Here is a 20009-nt window from a genome sequence, read left to right as displayed (position 1 = left end):
ATGAACGAGTCTATAATTTTAGGGATCGAATCTTCCTGCGACGATACCTCTGCAGCTGTAATCCGTGGGAACAAAATCCTCTCCAACATTGCGGCAAACCAGGAAATCCACCGGGAATATGGCGGAGTCGTACCCGAACTTGCTTCTCGCGCCCATCAGCAAAACATGATCCCCGTTGTCGAAAAAGCAGTCAACAAAGCAAATATACAACAAAAAGATATTTCTGCCATTGGATTCACGCGCGGTCCCGGACTTTTGGGTTCGCTGCTCGTGGGAACTTCTTTTGCCAAATCGCTGGCAATGAGTTTAAATGTCCCTTTAATCGAGGTTAACCATCTTCAAGCCCACATTTTAGCCCATTTCATCGAAGATGCAAATATTATGCCCCCAAAATTCCCGTTTCTATGTTTGACGGTTTCTGGTGGACACACAATGATTGTTTTGGTTAAAGACTATTTCGATATGGAAATCATCGGTAAAACCACTGATGATGCTGCAGGCGAAGCTTTCGACAAAATCGGGAAAGTTTTCGGTCTCGATTATCCTGCAGGTCCTATTGTTGACAGATTGGCAAAAAAAGGCAACGAAAATTTATTTAAATTTAATAAACCGCGGTTAGAAAACTATGACTATTCCTTCAGCGGAGTGAAGACTTCGGTGCTGTACTTCATACAAAAAGAGTTAAAAAACAATCCTGATTTCATCAAGGAAAATATCGACGATTTGTGCGCTTCCGTTCAGAAAACCATCGTTGAAATACTGATGGAAAAACTGGAGAAAGCCGCGAAAGATTTGGACATTAAAGACATTGCAATTGCAGGGGGAGTTTCTGCGAACTCGGGTTTAAGGGAAGCAATGAAAAAGAATGAGGAAAAACTCGGCTGGAATATCTACATTCCTAAGTTTGAATACACGACAGATAATGCCGCAATGATCGCGATGGTCGCACAACTGAAATTACAGCGTGGCGAATTTGCGGATCTCTCAGTTTCCGCGACAGCGCGATACGAGTTAGAAAGTCAGGTGACAGAAGACGGAAGTCCGAAGATTTAACAACTGTAACAATCTGTAACAATTGCAACAACTGCAACAACTTGAATCCACATCAATGAAACTTTTTTTTGGCGAAATTTTTCCGAAAGTCATTATTAATGACGATGAACAGCAACACATCGTTAAAGTGCTCCGAATGCGTGAAGGCGAAGAAATTTTCGTAACCGACGGAAAAGGAAACCTTGCCAAAGGAACTCTGGTTTTCGAAGGAAAAAAAGTAATGCTCAATGTTTCTGACATCAAAGAAAACCTGCCTGATTTTTCGCCAAAACTTCACATTGCAATCGCACCGACAAAAAACATCGACCGGATTGAGTTTTTCGTGGAAAAGGCGACCGAAATGGGGATTTCGGAAATTACTTTCCTCAATACCGAAAAATCCGAAAGACGAAATATCAATATAGAAAAGCTGAGGAAACAGGCAATTTCAGCTTCAAAGCAAAGTCAGCGGTTTCATTTCCCGGTCTTGAATGACTTGGTAAAACTGCAGGATTTCATTAAAAATATCCCAACTGAAAACACTTACGTTGCCCATTGCGATGAACATTTCGAAAGAACCAACCTCAAAGAAATTGATGCTGCAGAACATCTTATTTTCCTGATCGGACCGGAAGGAGATTTTTCGCCGAACGAAATCAAACTGCTTACCGAGAAAGGAATTCGGGCGGTTTCGCTGGGTGAGCAACGGTTAAGAACAGAAACGGCGGGAATATTTGTAGCAGCGTGGAACTATTTCAAAAGTGAATGGTGAATTCGACTTCGGCGGTTTTAGATTTCAGATTTCAGATATCATAGTATGGGTTTGAAGTTTAAAGTTTGAAGTTTGAGGATCAAATTTGAAGTTTCAAGATTCACGTTTTCTCAAATTGCTGCAAACTTCCCAAAGCTGAATGCCGATTGCCGAAAGCTCATTGCTACATTGTCACATTAGAATCTTGTCCCAAAAATTTCCTCAAAATCTCTTTTCCACTCGGAATCGAGTTTACCGCCCACTTAATCATTAATTCCAGTCGTTTTTCATCACTTAATTTATAATTGATTCCGGAATGAAGCAGTTTCTGTTTTAAATCATAACAACAGATTGCTGCCGCTACTGAAACATTAAAACTCTGGGTAAAACCGTACATCGGGATCGCGAGTGTTTCGTCGCAGAACTCAAGAAAATCATCGGTAACTCCTTGCCATTCTGTGCCAAAAACTAAAGCAACCGGTTCTGTAATTCTAAAATCCGGGAGCATCGTGGCATTTTTCTCTGGCGATACTGCTACGATTTTATAGCCTCTACTGCGAATTTCTTGTAATGAATCTAAAGAATGGGGCATTTTTTCAGCTTCCACCCAGTTCTCGGCACCCTTGGTAACGGTGAGATTGGGATCGAATATATTTCTGGCCTCCATCGCTACCACTTTATGAAATCCACATGCTTCTACCGAACGTATGATCGCTGCAGCATTTCGGTACTGGTACACATCTTCCATCACAGGAAGTAAGAAATCCGAACTTTCAGCAGAAAAATGTTCAATTTTTGCGAGCCGTTCATGAGTGAGGAACTTCTTCAGAAATTCAAAAGTGCGCACTAAGTTTTCCATACATTTTTAAATCAGTACAAATTAACGTATTTTTGAGATCATGAAACGTAAAGTGCTCCTCATCTACACCGGCGGAACGATCGGGATGGAAAAAGATTATGAATCAGGAAGTTTGGTTCCGTTTGATTTTTCGAATATTTTCAAAAAGATTCCGGAGATGAAACTGATTGAGTGCGAAGTTTCGGTACACCCTTTTAAAAAGCCGCTCGATTCTTCCGACATGGGTCCGAACGAATGGAAAATCATTGCCAATTATATCGGAAAAAACTACGACCAATACGACGGATTTCTTATTCTTCACGGAACAGATACGATGTCGTACACTGCTTCTGCACTGAGTTTTATGTTGAAGAATTTGAGAAAACCTGTGATTCTTACGGGTTCGCAATTGCCAATCGGAGATTTACGGACTGATGCGAAAGAGAATCTTTTGACGAGTCTTTATTATGCAAGTTTGTACGAAAACGATGAAGCCGTCATTCAGGAAGTTGCGGTATATTTCGAATACAAACTGCTTCGTGGAAACCGTACATTGAAATATTCGGCAGAGTATTTTGACGCGTACCAAACTCCGAATTACCCGGTTTTGGGACAGAGCGGGGTTCATCTGAATGTGGAGAAGGATTTTCTTTGGCGACCGAATCCCGATTCGAAATTTGAAGTGGATGACCATATTTCGACGGATGTGCTGTTCTGGCGGATTTTCCCGGGAATGCATCTGGAACACTTTTCCGAGATTCCGAAGGTGAAGGTTTTGGTGCTGCAGGTTTTCGGCTCGGGAACGATTTTCAATACGGAAAAGACAAGAAAAACGTTACAGCAATTGCGGAAAAACGGGACTGAGATCGTGGTGATTTCGCAGTGCGTTTCGGGCGGAATCAGTTTTGGGAAGTACAGTAACTCAAATATTTTTACTAAGATCGGGGCGATAAGTGGAAACGACATCACTGCGGAAAGTGCGATTACCAAGGCGATGCACCTTTTGGACAACCCAAATTATTCTGAACCATTTTCTGAACTTTTTGTGCAAAATATGAGAGGAGAGGTTACAGGGAAATTTGGAGTTTAGGAATTAAAAACCGCAAAGGAAATCTTTGCGGTTTTTGAAATATCATCTATGTAATTAGAACAGCAATACCTGGACAAATCCGCCGCCGGTTCCGACGAGGGTTTCAAAGTTCATTGGTGGGTTTTGAAATTCAGGTGCAGCGGTTTCCTGAGCCGATAGATTCATGCTGAAAAATAGTGCTAACGAAGCCAAAGCGGTTTTCCAGATTTTTGATGTTTTGTCCGTCATGATGAGTTAGTTAAAAATTTACCGGACGAAATTATCGGATATGAATGTCAATTAATAGGACATATAAGATGAATACTGGTACTTTTTCTGATAAACAAGAAAAACACGCCGGAAAGCGTGCTTTGTCGATTGGTTAAACCTCATAGGTTTCCAAAACCTATGAGGTTTCCTGAATTATTATCTTGCCAAAATTCTTTTCACCGCCTCTTTCACTGCGGCAGCGTCGATTTTGTATTTCTTCATCAATTCTGCCGGAGTTGCAGATTCACCGAAAGTATCATTTACGGCTACAAATTCCTGTGGGGTTGGTCTTCTTCTGGAAAGCATTCCTGCAACAGATTCGCCCAATCCGCCCAAATAATTGTGTTCTTCGGCGGTTACGATTTTTCCGGTTTTTTCTACCGACTTGAGGATAATTTCTTCATCCAAAGGTTTGATGGTGTGAATGTTAATTACTTCGCAGGAGATTCCTTCTTTTTCCAGTTCATCTGCGGCAACTAATGATTCCCAAACCAAATGTCCGGTTGCTACGATCGTTACGTCTTTTCCTTCCTGAAGCAGAATTCCTTTTCCGATTTCAAACGGCATATCTTCCGGCATAAAAACCGGTACCGTAGGTCTTCCGAAACGCAGATAAACCGGACCTTCATAATCGGCGATGGCGATGGTTGCGGCTTTCGTCTGGTTATAATCGCAAGGATTGATAACGACCATTCCGGGAAGCATTTTCATCATGCCGATGTCTTCCAAAACTTGGTGCGTTGCGCCGTCTTCACCCAACGTTAAACCAGCGTGGGAAGCACAAATCTTCACATTTTTTCCGGAATAAGCAATCGACTGACGAATCTGGTCATAAACTCTGGAGGTTGAGAAATTGGCAAAAGTTCCGGTAAAAGGAATTTTTCCGTTGATGGTTAAACCGGCCGCGATTCCCATCATATTCGCTTCTGCAATTCCCACCTGGAAGAATCTTTCCGGTGCTTTTTCGATGAACTTCTCCATCTTTAGGGAACCGATGAGGTCTGCGCAAAGTGCCACCACATTCGGGTTTTTATCTGCAAGTTCGGCAAGTCCTGCTCCGAAACCGCTTCGTGTATCTTTTTTTTCTGTATAAGTATATTTCATGTTTTGCTTTCGGCTTTCATAAGTATCCTGAACAGTTTCCGTACTTAAAAAGCCATTTTTTGAGTTAAAATAAATTACTGAACCACTGAACCACTTGTCCACTGAACCACTTATCAATAGTCCGCCGGTGCTTCCAGATACAGCTGTTTGAATGCGCTTTCCAACTGTTCGTCGTTCGGCGCTTTTCCGTGCCAAGCGTGCGTTCCCATCATATAATCAACTCCATAACCCATTTCGGTATTCAGGATGATGGCGACAGGTTTTCCTTTTCCGGTTTCGGTTTTTGCTTTTTCGAGGATGGCGATTACGGCTTCAAGGTCGTTTCCGTTTTTCTCGTTCAGAACCGTCCATCCGAAAGCTTCAAGTTTTGCGTGTAAATCTCCCAAACTAAGCACGTCGTCCACGTCTCCGTCGATTTGTCGGTTGTTGGCATCAATGGTGGAAATTATATTGTCCACTTTTTTTGCTGCGGCAAACATCAGTGCTTCCCAAATCTGGCCTTCCTGAAGTTCACCGTCGCCGTGAAGCGTGTAAACTAAAGAAGAATCTCCGTCTAATTTTTTTCCAAGAGCGGCACCGATGGCTACAGAAAGTCCCTGTCCCAAAGAACCGGATGCAACGCGCACTCCAGGAAGTCCTTCGTGTGTGGTGGGGTGTCCCTGTAATCTGGAATCGAGTTTTCTGAACGTTCTGAGTTCATCCACCGGAAAAAACCCGAATCTTGCCAAAGTGGAGTAGAACACGGGCGAAATGTGTCCGTTGGAAAGAAAGAAAAGGTCTTCGTTTTTGCCTTCCATGGTAAATGGCAATTTGTAGTTCATCACCTTTCCGTAAAGTGCAGTGAAGAATTCGGTGCAGCCCAAACTTCCGCCGGGATGACCGGAATTCACGGCGTGAACCATTCGCAGAATGTCCCTTCTGATTTGTGTTGTAAGAGATTTTAACTCCTCAATACTTTTACTCATTATAGTTGATTTATTTGCACGCGAATTTACGATTTTTTAAGCGGTTTTGGAAATGAAAAATCCGTCGGTTGACGGATTGAATGTTAAATTAGTGAATCTTTAATGGAAAATTATTTTAGTTGAAAAAACTTCGCCATTTCCTGTAATGATTTCTACAATGTAAACTCCGGGTTGATCCATCAGGATAAGCGCAGACTGACGATTGATCAATTGAGATTTAATTTTTTTTCCAGTCATGTCATAAACAGAAACCGAATTTATTTTCTTTTCAGAATTTATAAAAATATTTTTTCCATTTGCCCAACACGTATAGATTTACCAAATGGCTCCGAGGTGCTCATAATAGTGGATTCAATTTTACGTACCTTTCAGTTGCCTTCGTCGGCGATATAAAGAGTGGTGTCCTGAAATACGGTTACTCCGTTCGGATTTCTAAAGGTTGCCATATTTGCAGGTCCGTCTGCATTACCCACAGCTCCTGTACCGGCATATGTGGAGACAAATCTTTGTGGTGTGATTTTTCTGATTCTTGTGTGTCCCTGTTCTCCTGCATAAATATTTCCCTGGGAATCAATATCTAAAGTTCTCGGATTATTAAAAGTGGCCATATCTCCGGAACCATCAATTGGTGTATTAGAGAAATTGCCACTTCCGGCAAAGTCAGAAACAATTCCGTCTGCAGAGATTTTTCTAATTTTTCGAAGTTCCGAAAAAAAGACGTTTCCCAGATTATCCACCGCTATACCGCGTGGATTGTTGAGCATTGCAGAAAGAGCCGGGCCGTTGGTTTCTCCTAAAACTCCTGTTCCGGCGTAAGTAGAGACGGTACCGTCCGGGATTATTTTTTTTACTTTATTAGCTTCATAATCAGCGACGAAAATATTTCCATTATGATCAACCTTGAGGTCATACAATAAATTAAACTTCGCAAGATTTGGCGCACCGTCTAAATCGCCCATTACACCGCTGCCTGAAACTGTAGTGACAAAGCCGGATGGAGTTATTTTCTTGATCTTAAAATTTCCACTATCAGCGAAGTACACATTCCCTTCGCTATCAACGTCAATTCCTGTAGGAAATCTGAGCCGCGCAGAAGAACCTGAGCCATTAATATCGCCTTGAACACCAGTTCCAGCCAAAGTAGAAACCATTCCGTCTGTCGAAATTTTTCTTATTTTATGACCTTGATAATCAGACACGTAAACATTTCCCTGATTATCAACAGTAATATAATTAATAGCTAGAAAAGTTGCAGTAAGTCTTGGTCCGTCTTGATTTCCTATTCCTCCTGTTCCGGCATAGGTTGAAACGATTTGCGCATGTGTTTTTAGCGAACTAAGTAAAATTATCAGAATAATTGTAAAAATAATTCTCATAATGCGAGGTTTTTGTTTGGGTAAAAGTCAAAAAAAAATCGGGATAAAACCATCCCGATTTTTAGGTATTTTTTAACTTCTGTTTTTGTGTCGGATCATCCACAATCCGATAAACGTCAGCAAACCATTGATAATAATCAGTTCTACTCCGATTCGGTAGTCGGTATAATTGATGACGAGCTGGTTCAGAAGGTAGGTTACCACCGGTGCCAAAAGAGTTACGGCGAGAATCCAACCTTTTCTGTTGATCTGGTATTTGGTAAAAATTCCGAAGGCGAAAAGTCCCAGAAGCGGTCCGTAAGTGTAGCCGGCAACTTCCATAATCAAATATACAATCGACTTGTCGTTGATAGCTTTGAAAATCATAATCAGAATGAAGAAAATCACTGTAAAAGTGAGGTGAACCCGCATTCTTAAACGTTTTTTCTGCTGTTCGGTTTTGGTTTGGTCTTCATTAATTCCCAATAAATCAACACAATAAGAGCTTGTTACGGCTGTAAGCGCGCCATCTGCAGAAGGAAAAAGTGCCGAAGTCAAGCCGATCAGGAAAATCACTGCAATCGCCAGCGGAAAATAGCCGTGAAGAGAGAGCGCCGGGAACAGGTCATCACCCATAATATTGTTCACGTTTCCTGCAGCATCCTTAAATCCAAAAACATTGGAAATTGTTTCCTGACCGTTCACTAAATTGGTAATCTGCTGATAAACTGCGCCGTTTTCCATCGCAAATAAATAAAGCAAACCGCCTAAAAATAAGAAAGCAAGGTTCACGAAAAGTAGCGTTCCCGCAAACGTAATCATATTTTTCTTGGAGTTTTTCAAGTTGTCCACCGAGATGTTTTTCTGCATCATTTCCTGATCCAATCCGGTCATTGCAATGGTTATGAACATTCCGCCGAAAAAGGTTTTCAGGAAATGGGTTTTGGAATTGATGTCAGTATTCAGCAGATGAGTATATTGTTTTTCTGCAAGAATAGAGTAGGCCTGAGTTGCCGATAAATCGAGGTGCGACAGAATATACACAATACATCCGATCAAACTTAAGATCATAAATGAAGTCTGTAACGTATCGGTTATCACGATGGTTTTTACACCGCCTTCAAATGTGTAGAGCAATACCATCAGCAAAATCACCGCGGAAGTTACCCAAAACGGAACGCCAAGATCCTGAAGAAGGAAAATCTGTAAAACATTCACCACCAAATAAAGTCGCGCTGTAGCGCCAATCGATCTTGAAATAATGAAAAACAGCGAGCCGATTTTGTGTGCTTCCACATTAAATCTTTTGCCCAAATAAGTGTAGATCGAAGTCAGATTCATCCGATAATACAGCGGAAGCAGTATGAATGCGACGACAAAGTAGCCCACAAAAAATCCTAAAACCATCATGTAGTACTCGAAGCCGCCATAGATGTATTCGGTTCCGGTCATTTTTCCGACAGTACCCGGAACTGAAATAAATGTAACACCGCTCAAACTCGTTCCAATCATCCCGAAAGCAACGAGCCACCATTTACTTTTCTTGTTTCCGATGAAGAAAGACTGGTTGTCGGATCCGCGGCTCGCGAAATAGGCGATGATTAATAATCCGACAAAGTAGAGGAAGACGCAGAGTAATAGTATGGATGTGGAACTCATCAAAAAGTTTATTTTTTAAAAATCCAACAAATATAGTTTTTTTTGGAAATACGCAGGAACGCGCCGATTGGCGCGTTCGAAATTGTTCTCTGTAAAATCTTCTTCTAAGACAGCACATCCTGGATGTTCTGATTTTTTTCGAAAACTGATTTTGCGTAAGGACAAAGCGGGATCACTTTTTTGTTATTTTCTTTTGCATAAGCAGCTCCTGCCAAAACCAGTTGTTTTGCCAATCCTTGTCCGCCAAACTTTGGATCAACTTCGGTATGGTCGATGATGAACTTGTCTTCTCCTGCCCAAGTGTAAGTCATTTTCCCGGCTTTTTCACCTTCATAGTAAATTTCAAACTCGCCATTTTTTTCGTTGTTGTGATGTTTTATTTCTGTCATATTATTATTTTTTTGCTCTATTTTTTGTTTTAAGATTGCTTTTGGCAAAGGAACAAACTCTTCCTCATCGCCAACGACTTTCGGTAAAGCATCATAATTTTGTTCGTGCCAATCAAGTTTTGCCTGTTCTATCGTCTCTCGGTCCGAACTTACAAAGTTCCAAAAAATATGCCTTTGTTCCGGAAACGGTTCTCCACCAAAAAGATATACGGTAGAGTTTTCATTGATCTCAAACTCACAAAGTGTCGCATTTTTAGCAACTAAAAGTTGTTTGGAGCCGAATTCATGTCCTTCAATATTCACCGTTCCATCCAAAATGTACATCGCTACTTCACCGAAAAGATGTTGACCAAGATTGATTTTCACCTTTTCCTTATTTTTGATTTCAATGAAAAACATTTTGCTATATACCGGAACCGGCGATTTTTTGTCGAAAGCTTCTCCCGCAATCAATTTATACTGAACTCCGTTTTCGTCCCATGTTGGAATTTCTGAAGCTTCAGTATGATGAAATTCCGGATTCATGTTCTCAAGTTCCTTCGGAAGTCCCACCCAAATCTGGAATCCGTGCAGCGATTTATCTGAACTTCTTAAATACTCTGGAGTTCTTTCGGAATGAACGACACCTTTTCCGGCGGTCATCCAGTTTACTGCTCCCGGCTGAATTTCGATGGCGCTTCCGATGCTGTCGCGATGGAAAATGGAACCTTCAAAAAGATACGTCAAGGTTGAAAGCCCGATGTGCGGATGCGGCGGAACATCCAGATTCTGATAATCCGAAAGTTTTGCAGGACCCATATGATCAATAAAAACAAAAGGACCCACCGCTCTTTTTTCGCGGAAAGGAAGCAGTCTGCCAACCAGAAAATTTCCAATATCAGCAGCTTTTTCTTCGATAATTAATTCGATGTTTGACATTGTATGTGTTGGTTTTGATTTTACAATTTAAGGAAAAACTATTTAGAAGTTTCAAAAATTTCTAATAGTGTAACCGAATTTATGATTATTTGTTACTTGAAACTTCGTGCTTCGTGCTTCCAACTTCAAGCTACAATCCCAATCTTCTCTTCACTTCAGGAATCACTTCATTTCCGTAAAGTTCTATAGATTTCATCGTTAGTTCATGAGGAACCGTTCCCAGACTTGTATGCGCCATAAATCTTGTGAATCCGAACATTTCGTGCTCCAACACTATTTTATCAATAACCTTTTCTACGCTTCCTACTATTAGTGAACCACGTTTGCTTCTCATAAATTCAAACTGTTGTCGGGACATTGGCTGCCAACCGCGGCTTCTTCCAACACGGTCCATCATCTGTGCATAATGCGGGAAGAAAGCATCAGCAATTTCTTCATCATTTTCCCCGATGAATACGTGATTGTTGATGCCAACCTGTAAATCTTCCGCAGAAGTTCCGCTTTCCAAAGCCGTTTTCTTATACAAATTGATGAACGGAATGAAATTTTCCGGCATTCCACCAATAATCGCAAGCATTAAAGGCAATTTCAGTTTTGCAGCGCGAACTGCCGACGATGGTGTTCCGCCTGCAGCCAGCCAAACTGGGATTTCACCTTCTACCGCTCTCGGATAAACCCCAAGATTGTGAATTGGTGCACGTAGTTTTCCGCTCCAGTTTACTTTCTCTGATTTATTGATTTCCAGAAGAAGTTCCAGTTTTTCTTCAAACAGTTCGTTATAATCTCCCAAATCGTATCCGAATAAAGGAAAACTTTCGATAAATGAACCTCTTCCTGCCATAATTTCGGCTCTACCACCCGAAATCAGGTCAATGGTTGCGAACTGCTGATACACACGCACCGGATCATCGGAGCTTAAAACCGTCACTGCGCTCGATAGTTTAATATCTTTTGTAATGGCTGCTGCTGCCCCCAAAACTGTAGTTGGCGAAGAAACCGAATAATCATCGCGGTGATGTTCTCCCAAACCGAAAACATCGATCCCGAGTTCATCGGCGAGTTTTACTTCCTCCAGTAAATTCTGTATTCTTTGGTGGGCGTTTGTACCTTTTTCGGAAACAGTTTCCGGCGCCATATCTGCGAAGGTCATAAGACCGAATTCTATATTTTTCATATTTTAAAGGTGGAAGTCAGCAGTCCGAAGACCGAAGTAAAAACAGACTTCTTTATTTATTGGAATTAGTTGCGTTTTGTATTTTGTATTTCGTAATCTAGTAAGCTGCGGTAAACTGCTTTCTCACAAACTGCTTCTTCTCGATTTCATCGACAATCGCTACAGCCAAATCCTCTACCGAATGTCTGGAACGGCCTTCATTATCGAAAACCGGTGTGTCGTTTCCGTAGCGGTATGCACCGGTTCTGCCGCGGTCTTTATCTTCGCTGAACATATTCATTTCAATGGCAGGTGAGAAAAATTCCCAATCAAGCGTTTCGTTTTTACTTAGATTTTCAACGAAATATTTTTTCACTGCGCTTGCTCCGGGATATATTTCTTTTGGAAAATCAGGGCCGTCAACGATGTAATTTCCGTCAATCTTCATGGTTCCGGCACCGCCGATAACGATTAATCGGTTCGCATCCGACTTCTCAACTGCTTTCTGAATACTTTCTGCACCTTTCATATAATCGTTGTGAATATTAGGATTTGCCCATCCCGGATTGTAGGCACTTACCACCACATCACTTCCGTTGAGAATTTCAGTGAGTTCTTCGGTATTGAAAATATCAGCGTTTCTTTTTGTGATATTTTCGTTTTCATTGTTAATTTTATCCGTATTTCTGGCGATTGCGGTTACTTCGTAATTTCTGTTGGCAAGCTCGTTTAAGATGGCGCTTCCTACATATCCTGTAGCGCCGATTAATGCTATTTTCATAATGATTTGTAATTTATTGATACAAAATTAACCAAACAAAATCCGGAAAGTGTTGATGTATGTTAAGTTTTTTTGAGCACAAAAAACCTCCCGAAAAAGGAGGTTTTATTATGGATTAAGTAAATTATCCGTTGGTTGGTCTTGGTGCCCATCTGTCGTAAGGAGACATATCGAAGTTATCCACTTCATCCATGGTCAGCCCAAGTGCTTCAGCAACGCCCGTTCCGTATTCCGGATCGGCTTTGTAACAGTTGCGGATGTGGCGAATCTGCACAAACTTTTCCGCTCCACCAACTTGGGCTGCCGTATTTTTGAAAAGCAAATCTGCTTTTCCATCGGCCTTAATGATTCTGAATAAATCGCCCGGCTGCGTGAAATAATCGGTATCATCATCACGGAAATTGTGTGCATAGGCCGAACCTTCCAGTTCTAATGGTGGTTCTTTATGCTCTGGCTGTTCCTGCCACTCTCCATAACTGTTTGGATTATAATGCTTTGCATCGCCATAGTTGGCATCAACACGCATTTGCCCGTCTCTGTGGAACGCGTGATAAGGACATCTCGGTTTGTTCACAGGAATTTGGAAATGGTTCACGCCCAATCTGTAACGCTGTGCATCGCCGTAAGAAAAAAGTCTGCCCTGAAGCATTTTATCGGGAGAGAAACCGATACCCGGAACAATATTCATCGGGTTGAATGCGGCTTGCTCCACATCTTGGAAGTAATTATCCGGATTTTTATTGAGTTCGAATTCTCCAACCGGAATCAGCGGGAAGTCTTTTTTAGACCAAACTTTCGTTAAATCAAATGGATGGAAACGATAGGTTTTTGCCTGCTCCTCCGTCATAATCTGAACGAATAAATTCCATTTTGGGAAATCGCCTCTTTCAATGGCTTCAAATAAGTCGCGTTGTGAAGATTCTCTGTCCATACCAACGATTTTCGCTGCTTCTTCATCGGACAGGTTTTCAATTCCCTGTTGCGTGCGGAAATGGAATTTTACCCAATATCTTACATTATTTTTATTGATGAAAGAGTAGGTGTGGCTGCCAAAACCGTGCATATGGCGGTATCCTTTTGGAATTCCGCGGTCGCTCATAATAATAGTAACCTGATGAAGCGATTCCGGCAATAACGTCCAGAAATCCCAGTTATTCTGGGCACTTCTCATATTGGTTTTTGGGTCGCGTTTTACGGCGTGATTTAGATCAGGGAATTTCATCGGGTCTCGGAAGAAAAATACCGGCGTGTTGTTTCCAACTAAATCCCAAATTCCTTCGTCAGTATAAAATTTAAGAGCGAAACCACGGATGTCTCTTTCTGCATCAGCAGCACCTCTTTCGCCGGCAACCGTTGAGAAACGTGCAAACATTTCTGTTTTCTTACCGATTTCGCTGAAGATATTTGCTCTTGTATATTGCGTTATATCGTGCGTAACGGTAAAAGTTCCGAACGCTCCCGAACCTTTGGCGTGCATTCTTCTTTCAGGAATTACTTCTCTGTCGAAGTTCGCCATTTTTTCAATAAACCATGCATCCTGAAGCAACATCGGACCTCTTGGCCCGGCTGTCATTGCATTCTGATTGTCACCAACTGGTGCTCCGGTTTGTCTTGTCAGTTTTTTCTTGTCATCCATAATATTTGATTTTTCAATTGTAAGGTAAAGGTATTTAGATTTTATCAATAGCAAAAATTAAAGTTAATAGATAAAACATATTAATATCATTGTCTTTTCGAAAGATGAATTTACAGATATTTGGTGGAATCACGACGCTTGGCAACCGTTAAATTCCTGTTAAATTAAAAAGTCGGCATCCTGAATATCTTTTCGTTAAAGATTTCAAAATGCCGACGTCGGTTTCTGATGTATTAATCGTCAATCTTCCAGATAGCCAAACTTTCCATTATTAAAGTCGTCGAATGCCTGAATGATTTCTTCACGGGTGTTCATCACGAAAGGTCCGTGTGGAAAAATCGGTTCGTTGATCGGTTCTCCGCTGATGATGAGCACGATGGAATCTTCCGGAGCTTCGATGGTGAAAGTTTCGCCTTCATTTTCGAACAGCACGAAATGGTCGGTCGCGACTTTTTCTTCGCCGTTTACCGTGATGCTGCCTTCGATTACCAATGCTCCAGTATTGAAATTCGCAGGGAAACTGAACTCTGCTGTTCCTCCTTTTTTCAGTTTGGCGTTCATCAGATTCACCGGCGTGAAAGTCGATGCAGGTCCTTTTTGATCCTGATAATTTCCCGCGATGATTTCGATGTGCCCGTTTTCGCCCAAATCCACTTTCGTCATCTCTTCGTTGGCGATCGCCTGGTATTTTGGCGGGCTCATTTTATCTTTTGCCGGGAGGTTTACCCACAGCTGCACCATCTGGAAAATCCCGCCTTCTTTTGCCCACTCCGTTTCGTGGAATTCTTTGTGAAGAACGCCGCTTGCAGCAGTCATCCACTGCACATCTCCCTGTCCGATAATTCCGCCGCCACCGGCAGAATCGTGGTGTTCCACTTTTCCCTGATAAGCGATGGTCACGGTTTCAAATCCGCGGTGTGGGTGAACGCCGACTCCCCGCGGAGTGTCGGTTCCCGAAAAATGAAACTTCGAATTGTAATCCAACATGATGAACGGATCCGTTCTCTTCATATCCAAATGATAGCCGCTCGGAATGAAGTTATGCACTCTAAAGCCGTCGCCCACGAAATGTGGGGTTCTCGGCTGCACGATGATTTCTACTTTTTTTGTTGCCATTTTTTCTCTCATTATTAATGTTACAAAAGTACTTCAAGTAAAATGCAAAAACATTGATGTAGGGTAAGAAGGGAGGGTGAGTGTTGTAGAGTTGGAGAGTTGGAGAGTTGGTGGGTGGGTTCAGTGGTTCAGAGGTGCAGGTTGGTGCGAGGTGCAGGTTGTTGCAATTGGTGCAGGGTGCAAGGTGCAGATTGGTGCAATGGGTGCAATTGTTGCAGTTGTTGATGCTGGTTTCAAGTTCCAAGTTTCAAGTTGCAGGTTTACTCACAATTTTATTTATTTTTTAAATTGAGTTCGTGAATGCTTTGCATTTCAAGTTTCAGGTTGGGAAAATAAATTCACTCGCAGAAATTCACCGCGAAGCGAATTGACCATTGACAGCATAGCGAATTCACCGCGAAGCCGCTTATCCTTCCGACTTCATATTGTCGCCGTCACGGAAATGCAGTCGCCGGAAAACGAATCCGGATAAAAACGTCAGTGATCCTACGACAAAAAACGTGTAACGGAATGCGAGATGAATGTCGCCACCGACTGATCCTGAACTGCGCTCGAAAAGTTTGAGCACGACGAGTCCCAAAGCAATCCCAAAACCGATCGCGAGTTGCTGGTTGACTGCAAGTAAGGAATTTCCGCTGCTGGTGTGGGAATGGCGTAAATCTGCAATTGCAATCGTGTTCATCGAGGTAAATTGTATCGAGTTAAAGAATCCCAGAACCGCAATAATCGGGATGAACCAATAAATCGAAGTGTTGATTCCCGGAATTCCGAGCATACAGATCAGGATTCCGATAATGAAGGTGTTGGTCATCAAAGTCCTGCGATAACCGAAGTGATTGAGGATTTTTACCACAAATGATTTCCCGAACATCGCCGTCAAAGCCATCGGTGCGACAATCCATCCCGAAACTACCGCCGTTTCCTGATAAGCGATCTGTACCATTAATGGCAAAAGCAAGGGGATGGCGCTGATTCCCAATCTCGTGGCAAGATTTCCCAAAATACCGACTCTAAAAGTTCTTACCTGGAAGAGATTCAGAGGAAAAATAGGGTTGTCTGTTTTTTTAGCGTGCCGGTAATAGAAATAAATCATTAGGAATCCCAGGATAAATATCAAAAGAACCGGTGTCGTGTTTTTCGCCGTCCCGAAACTTTCAAGTGCGATCGACAGAAATAGGGAAGCCGACGCGAAAATCAGGAACCCTTTTAAATCAAACTTAATGGTGGAGGATTTGTAATCCGGCATAAAGCGCATGCTTAGAAAAATTCCCAGCAAACCGATCGGAATATTGATGAGGAAAATCCAGTGCCACGAAAGATAATCTACGAGATAGCCGCCGACAAGCGGTCCGAGAACCGGGCCGATTAAGGCGGGGACAATCGCAAAGTTCAGCGCGCGTAAGATTTCGTTTTTGTCAAAGGTTTTGATGAGTGCCAATCTTCCAACGGGAGTCATCAAACTTCCGCCGATTCCCTGCACAACCCGCGACACGACAAGGTGGGTGAGATTCTGCGACAACGCACACAGCAACGAACCCAAACTGAATACCAACAACGAAAAGATAAAGATCTTTTTCGTTCCAAACTTATCCGCCAAAAATCCCGAAACCGGCATAAACAGCGCCAAAGTCAAAACATAACTGACGATCGCGTTCTGCATATCAAGCGGAGACTCTCTCAGTTCTTTCGCGATCGCCGGAAGCGATGTGTTCAGAATAGTCGAATCTAACATCTGCATAAAAATGGCCGTTGCTAAAATCAACGGCAATATTCTTTTCGTCGCGGTATCGAAGATTTGTGCAGAATCGGGCATGTTTCCCTTGCAGCAAAAAGTGAGCCGAGAGTTGGTCAAGTTGGTGGAAGTTGGTGCAGGGTGCAGTGGGTGCAAGGTGTTGCAGTTGTTGCAATGGGTGCAGGTTGTTATAGTTGTTCCAAGTTTCAAGTCTCAGGAAATAAAATTCACTCAAAGAAATTGACTCGCAGAAATTCACAGCGAAGCGGATTGACTATTGACGGTATGTGGTTGCAGTTGTTGCAATTGTTGCAGATGGTTCAAATGGTTCAAATAATTCGATAAGAAGTGCGTTTGAAAAAAATTGCACGCAAAAGTGCAAAGTAAATTTTTCTGATTTCATTTTCTGTGCATATATATATTGTAAATCTTCTTGTTAGTGCACTTCTTCAAGATTTTGCTTTCTGCGCAGACTCTATTTTATTTTGTATTCGTTTCAATAAAATAAGCTAAAAGAGGATAAAAATCCTTATTTTTGAAAGATTACTTAAAATATATATGGCCAAGAAAACAACCAAATCCAAAAGCATCGAAGAAACATTATGGGATTCCGCCAACAAATTGCGGGGTTCGGTGGAATCTGCTGAATATAAACACATCGTTCTCAGTTTAATCTTCCTGAAATTTGCAGGAGATACCTTTGAAGAAAGACGGCAGGAACTTATTGCCGAAGGTAAAGAACAGTTTGCCGATATGGTGGAATTCTACACCATGAAAAATGTGTTCTACCTGCCGGAAGAAGCGCGTTGGAGTTATATTATGCAACACGCAAAACAGCAGGACATTGCCCTGAAAATCGATACTGCACTTTTTACGATTGAACAGAATAATCCTGCGCTGAAAGGTGCACTTCCCGATAATTACTTTTCCCGATTGGGACTGGATGTGAGCAAACTTTCTGCGTTGCTCGATACCATTAATCAGATTAACACCATTGCCGATAAAGAGCACGATTTGGTAGGAAGAGTGTATGAATATTTTCTTTCCAATTTTGCTTTGGCAGAAGGCAAGGGAAAAGGAGAATTCTACACCCCGAAATCGATTGTTAACCTGATTGCCGAAATGATTGAACCTTTTGAAGGCAAGATTTATGATCCGTGTTGCGGTTCAGGCGGAATGTTTGTGCAGAGTATCAAGTTTGTGAATGAACATCAGGGAAACAAAAAACAGATTTCCGTGTACGGACAGGAATATACAAATGCCACTTACAAACTGGCTAAAATGAATTTGGCGATTCGCGGGATTTCTGCCAATTTGGGTGATATTGCCGCCGATACTTTCTCCAACGACCAGCACAAGGATTTGAAAGCCGACTTCATTATGGCGAATCCTCCTTTTAACCAAAAAGACTGGCGCGCCACGAATGAACTGACGGATGATCCAAGATGGAACGGTTACGAAGTTCCGCCAACAAGTAACGCTAATTACGGTTGGATTCTGCACATGGTTTCCAAGCTTTCGGAAAACGGTGTGGCAGGTTTTATTCTGGCAAACGGTGCTTTGAGTGGTGACGGTACTGAAAAAGCCATCCGCAAAGCATTAGTGGACAACGGACTAGTAGAAGCCATTGTCATCCTACCACAGAATATGTTTTATACCACCAATATTAGTGTTACCATGTGGATTATTAATAAAAATAAGACGCAGCGCACGGTGGAAAAAGGAAATGAGGTTCGCCGTTACCGTGACCGAAAAGAGGAAGTATTGTTTATGGATCTTAGGGAAATGGGTATTCCTTTTGAGAAAAAATACATCCAGTTTTCTGAAGAAGACATCCAAAAAATAACGGAAACCTACCACAATTGGCAAACAGTAGGAAATTCCCCTCCTTTGGAGGGGTGCTCGAAGAGCGGGGTGGTTTATCACAACATCCCCGAATACTGCTATTCCGCCACCACCGAAGAAATAAAAGCCAAAGATTATTCTTTGGTTCCGAGCAAATATATTGAGTTTGTGAACCGTGATGAAAATGTGGATTATCACGAAAAGATGAGTGTACTGCAAACCGAACTGGTGGAGCTGCTGAAAGCCGAACAGAAAAGCAACGCCGAATTATTAAAAGTATTTGAACAGTTAGGTTATGCAGTCGAATTATAGAAGGTTAGGCGACTATGTGCGTTTGGTAGATGAACGAAACCGAAATCTGGAAGTGAAAAACCTTAGTGGTCTTACCATCAATAAAGTTTTCATTCCATCAGTTGCCAATACGGTGGGAACGGATATGTCAACTTATAAAATCATCAGAAAAAATCAGTTTGCGTGCAGTACAATGCAGGTTCGTCGAGATAAGAAAATGCCGGTTGCTTTATGGAAGGAAGATGAACCCGCCATTATTTCTGCGGCTTATCCTGTTTTTGAGATTATGGATGAGCAACAGCTGTTCCCAGAATATCTTATGATGTGGTTTTCACGAAGCGAGTTTGACCGTGAAGCCTGTTTTCTGGCAGTTGGTGGAGTGCGGGGAAGTTTGGAATGGGAAGATTTCTTGAATATGGAATTTCCTTTGCCGACACTTGAAAAACAAAAAGAACTCGTTGCCGAATACCAAACCGTAGAACAGCGCATCCAACTGAACAACCGACTTTGCGAAAAACTGGAAGAAACCGCGCAAACCATTTACCGGCATTGGTTCGAGGATTTTGAGTTTCCAGTCCAGCGTCATTGCGAGGAGCGAGGAACGAACGACGAAGCAATCTCAATGGTAGCGGAACCACAAAGTCCATACAACGAAATTGCCACGCTACCGCTCGCAATGACGGGTTACAAATCCTCCGGCGGTGCAATGGTTTATAATGAGGAACTGGGAAAGGAAATTCCAGAGGGGTGGAAAGTCGTGTCAGTAAAGCACTTTTGTAAGGAAATGAAAAACGGAGCTACACCTAGTAGAGATAATTTAGATTACTGGAATTCAAATGATATTCCTTGGATAAAAACTGGCGAAATTTCGAATAACATCATAATTGAGGCAGAAGAATATATTTCAACATTAGGTTTTAGAAATAGTTCTACGAAATTGATTCCTAAAAACGCTGTACTTATGGCAATGTATGGTGCAACTGCAAGTCAATTAGGATTTTTAAAATTTGAAACTACGACGAACCAAGCTTGTTGCGCAATGATTTGTAATTCTTACGATGAAGCAAGCTTTCTTTATTATTCTCTTTTAAACAAACAAATTTAA

Annotated in this window: 19 protein-coding genes and 1 pseudogene; 6 read left to right on the top strand and 14 right to left on the bottom strand. The window is 41.9% G+C overall.

Annotation, left to right across the window (positions count from 1 at the left end; translation table 11 throughout):
- Together tsaD and MTP09_RS10320 are read left to right on the top strand one after the other, a co-directional pair.
- Positions 1 to 1053, top strand: a complete 1053-nt coding sequence (gene tsaD / locus MTP09_RS10325) for a tRNA (adenosine(37)-N6)-threonylcarbamoyltransferase complex transferase subunit TsaD (protein ID WP_243548328.1) — start codon at positions 1 to 3, stop codon at positions 1051 to 1053.
- 55 nt (positions 1054 to 1108) lie between these two features.
- Positions 1109 to 1804 carry an RsmE family RNA methyltransferase gene (locus tag MTP09_RS10320; RefSeq protein WP_243548327.1) on the top strand — a complete coding sequence of 232 codons (696 nt, stop codon included), beginning with the start codon at positions 1109 to 1111 and terminating at the stop codon, positions 1802 to 1804.
- A gap of 163 nt (positions 1805 to 1967) precedes the next feature.
- Here MTP09_RS10320 and MTP09_RS10315 read toward each other — a convergent pair whose 3' ends face one another.
- Entirely contained in the window at positions 1968 to 2642 is a 675-nt protein-coding gene (locus tag MTP09_RS10315; RefSeq protein ID WP_243548326.1) for a TrmH family RNA methyltransferase, read from the bottom strand.
- Positions 2643 to 2682: 40 nt separating this feature from the next.
- Between MTP09_RS10315 and MTP09_RS10310 the strand changes: the two genes are divergently transcribed.
- Entirely contained in the window at positions 2683 to 3711 is a 1029-nt protein-coding gene (locus MTP09_RS10310; RefSeq protein WP_243548325.1) for an asparaginase, read from the top strand.
- A gap of 54 nt (positions 3712 to 3765) precedes the next feature.
- Here the strand turns inward: MTP09_RS10310 and MTP09_RS10305 are convergent, their stop codons facing one another.
- The 13 genes and pseudogenes from MTP09_RS10305 to MTP09_RS10250 form a co-directional block, all read right to left on the bottom strand.
- Entirely contained in the window at positions 3766 to 3939 is a 174-nt protein-coding gene (locus MTP09_RS10305; protein ID WP_243548324.1) for a hypothetical protein, read from the bottom strand.
- A 177-nt stretch (positions 3940 to 4116) separates the two neighbouring features.
- On the bottom strand, positions 4117 to 5064 hold the full coding sequence (locus tag MTP09_RS10300) for a transketolase family protein (RefSeq protein ID WP_243548323.1): 948 nt from the start codon (positions 5062 to 5064) through the stop codon (positions 4117 to 4119).
- Between the two features lie 113 nt (positions 5065 to 5177).
- On the bottom strand, positions 5178 to 6029 hold the full coding sequence (locus tag MTP09_RS10295; RefSeq protein WP_243548322.1) for a transketolase: 852 nt from the start codon (positions 6027 to 6029) through the stop codon (positions 5178 to 5180).
- A 99-nt stretch (positions 6030 to 6128) separates the two neighbouring features.
- A complete protein-coding gene (locus MTP09_RS14575; protein WP_396022220.1) occupies positions 6129 to 6266 on the bottom strand; it encodes a T9SS type A sorting domain-containing protein in 138 nt (45 codons plus the stop codon).
- 131 nt (positions 6267 to 6397) lie between these two features.
- A complete protein-coding gene (locus MTP09_RS10290; RefSeq protein ID WP_243548321.1) occupies positions 6398 to 7405 on the bottom strand; it encodes an NHL domain-containing protein in 1008 nt (335 codons plus the stop codon).
- A 72-nt stretch (positions 7406 to 7477) separates the two neighbouring features.
- On the bottom strand, positions 7478 to 9043 hold the full coding sequence (locus tag MTP09_RS10285; protein ID WP_243548320.1) for a sodium:solute symporter: 1566 nt from the start codon (positions 9041 to 9043) through the stop codon (positions 7478 to 7480).
- Positions 9044 to 9147: 104 nt separating this feature from the next.
- Positions 9148 to 9354, bottom strand: a complete 207-nt coding sequence (locus tag MTP09_RS10280; protein ID WP_396022258.1) for a GNAT family N-acetyltransferase — start codon at positions 9352 to 9354, stop codon at positions 9148 to 9150.
- Positions 9355 to 9453: 99 nt separating this feature from the next.
- A pseudogene (locus MTP09_RS10275) lies at positions 9454 to 10350 on the bottom strand (pirin family protein); the annotation flags it as partial.
- A gap of 130 nt (positions 10351 to 10480) precedes the next feature.
- On the bottom strand, positions 10481 to 11524 hold the full coding sequence (locus MTP09_RS10270) for an Atu2307/SP_0267 family LLM class monooxygenase (RefSeq protein WP_243548319.1): 1044 nt from the start codon (positions 11522 to 11524) through the stop codon (positions 10481 to 10483).
- Between the two features lie 97 nt (positions 11525 to 11621).
- Complete coding sequence (locus MTP09_RS10265; RefSeq protein WP_243548318.1) at positions 11622 to 12284, bottom strand: NAD(P)-dependent oxidoreductase; 663 nt, start codon at positions 12282 to 12284, stop codon at positions 11622 to 11624.
- Positions 12285 to 12408: 124 nt separating this feature from the next.
- Positions 12409 to 13920, bottom strand: a complete 1512-nt coding sequence (locus MTP09_RS10260) for a catalase (RefSeq protein WP_243548317.1) — start codon at positions 13918 to 13920, stop codon at positions 12409 to 12411.
- Between the two features lie 240 nt (positions 13921 to 14160).
- Positions 14161 to 15036: a pirin family protein gene (locus tag MTP09_RS10255; protein ID WP_243548316.1), complete on the bottom strand. Its 876-nt coding sequence runs from the start codon at positions 15034 to 15036 to the stop codon at positions 14161 to 14163.
- A gap of 406 nt (positions 15037 to 15442) precedes the next feature.
- Positions 15443 to 16774: an MFS transporter gene (locus MTP09_RS10250; protein WP_243548315.1), complete on the bottom strand. Its 1332-nt coding sequence runs from the start codon at positions 16772 to 16774 to the stop codon at positions 15443 to 15445.
- 4 nt (positions 16775 to 16778) lie between these two features.
- On the opposite strand from MTP09_RS10250, the gene MTP09_RS10245 reads away from it, so the two are divergent.
- From MTP09_RS10245 to MTP09_RS10235, 3 genes are all read left to right on the top strand, one after another.
- Positions 16779 to 17012, top strand: coding sequence for a hypothetical protein (locus tag MTP09_RS10245; protein ID WP_243548314.1), 234 nt, complete (start codon positions 16779 to 16781; stop codon positions 17010 to 17012).
- A 314-nt stretch (positions 17013 to 17326) separates the two neighbouring features.
- Positions 17327 to 18925 carry a type I restriction-modification system subunit M gene (locus tag MTP09_RS10240; protein ID WP_243548313.1) on the top strand — a complete coding sequence of 533 codons (1599 nt, stop codon included), beginning with the start codon at positions 17327 to 17329 and terminating at the stop codon, positions 18923 to 18925.
- Entirely contained in the window at positions 18909 to 20009 is a 1101-nt protein-coding gene (locus MTP09_RS10235) for a restriction endonuclease subunit S (RefSeq protein WP_243548312.1), read from the top strand. Before MTP09_RS10240 ends, MTP09_RS10235 begins: the two co-directional genes overlap by 17 nt.

The sequence above is a fragment of the Chryseobacterium suipulveris genome, assembly GCF_022811685.1.
In the GTDB taxonomy this organism is placed as follows: Bacteria; Bacteroidota; Bacteroidia; order Flavobacteriales; family Weeksellaceae; genus Kaistella; species Kaistella suipulveris.
Note: the sequence above shows the minus strand (reverse complement) of the source record. Positions and strands in the feature narration are given on the sequence as shown.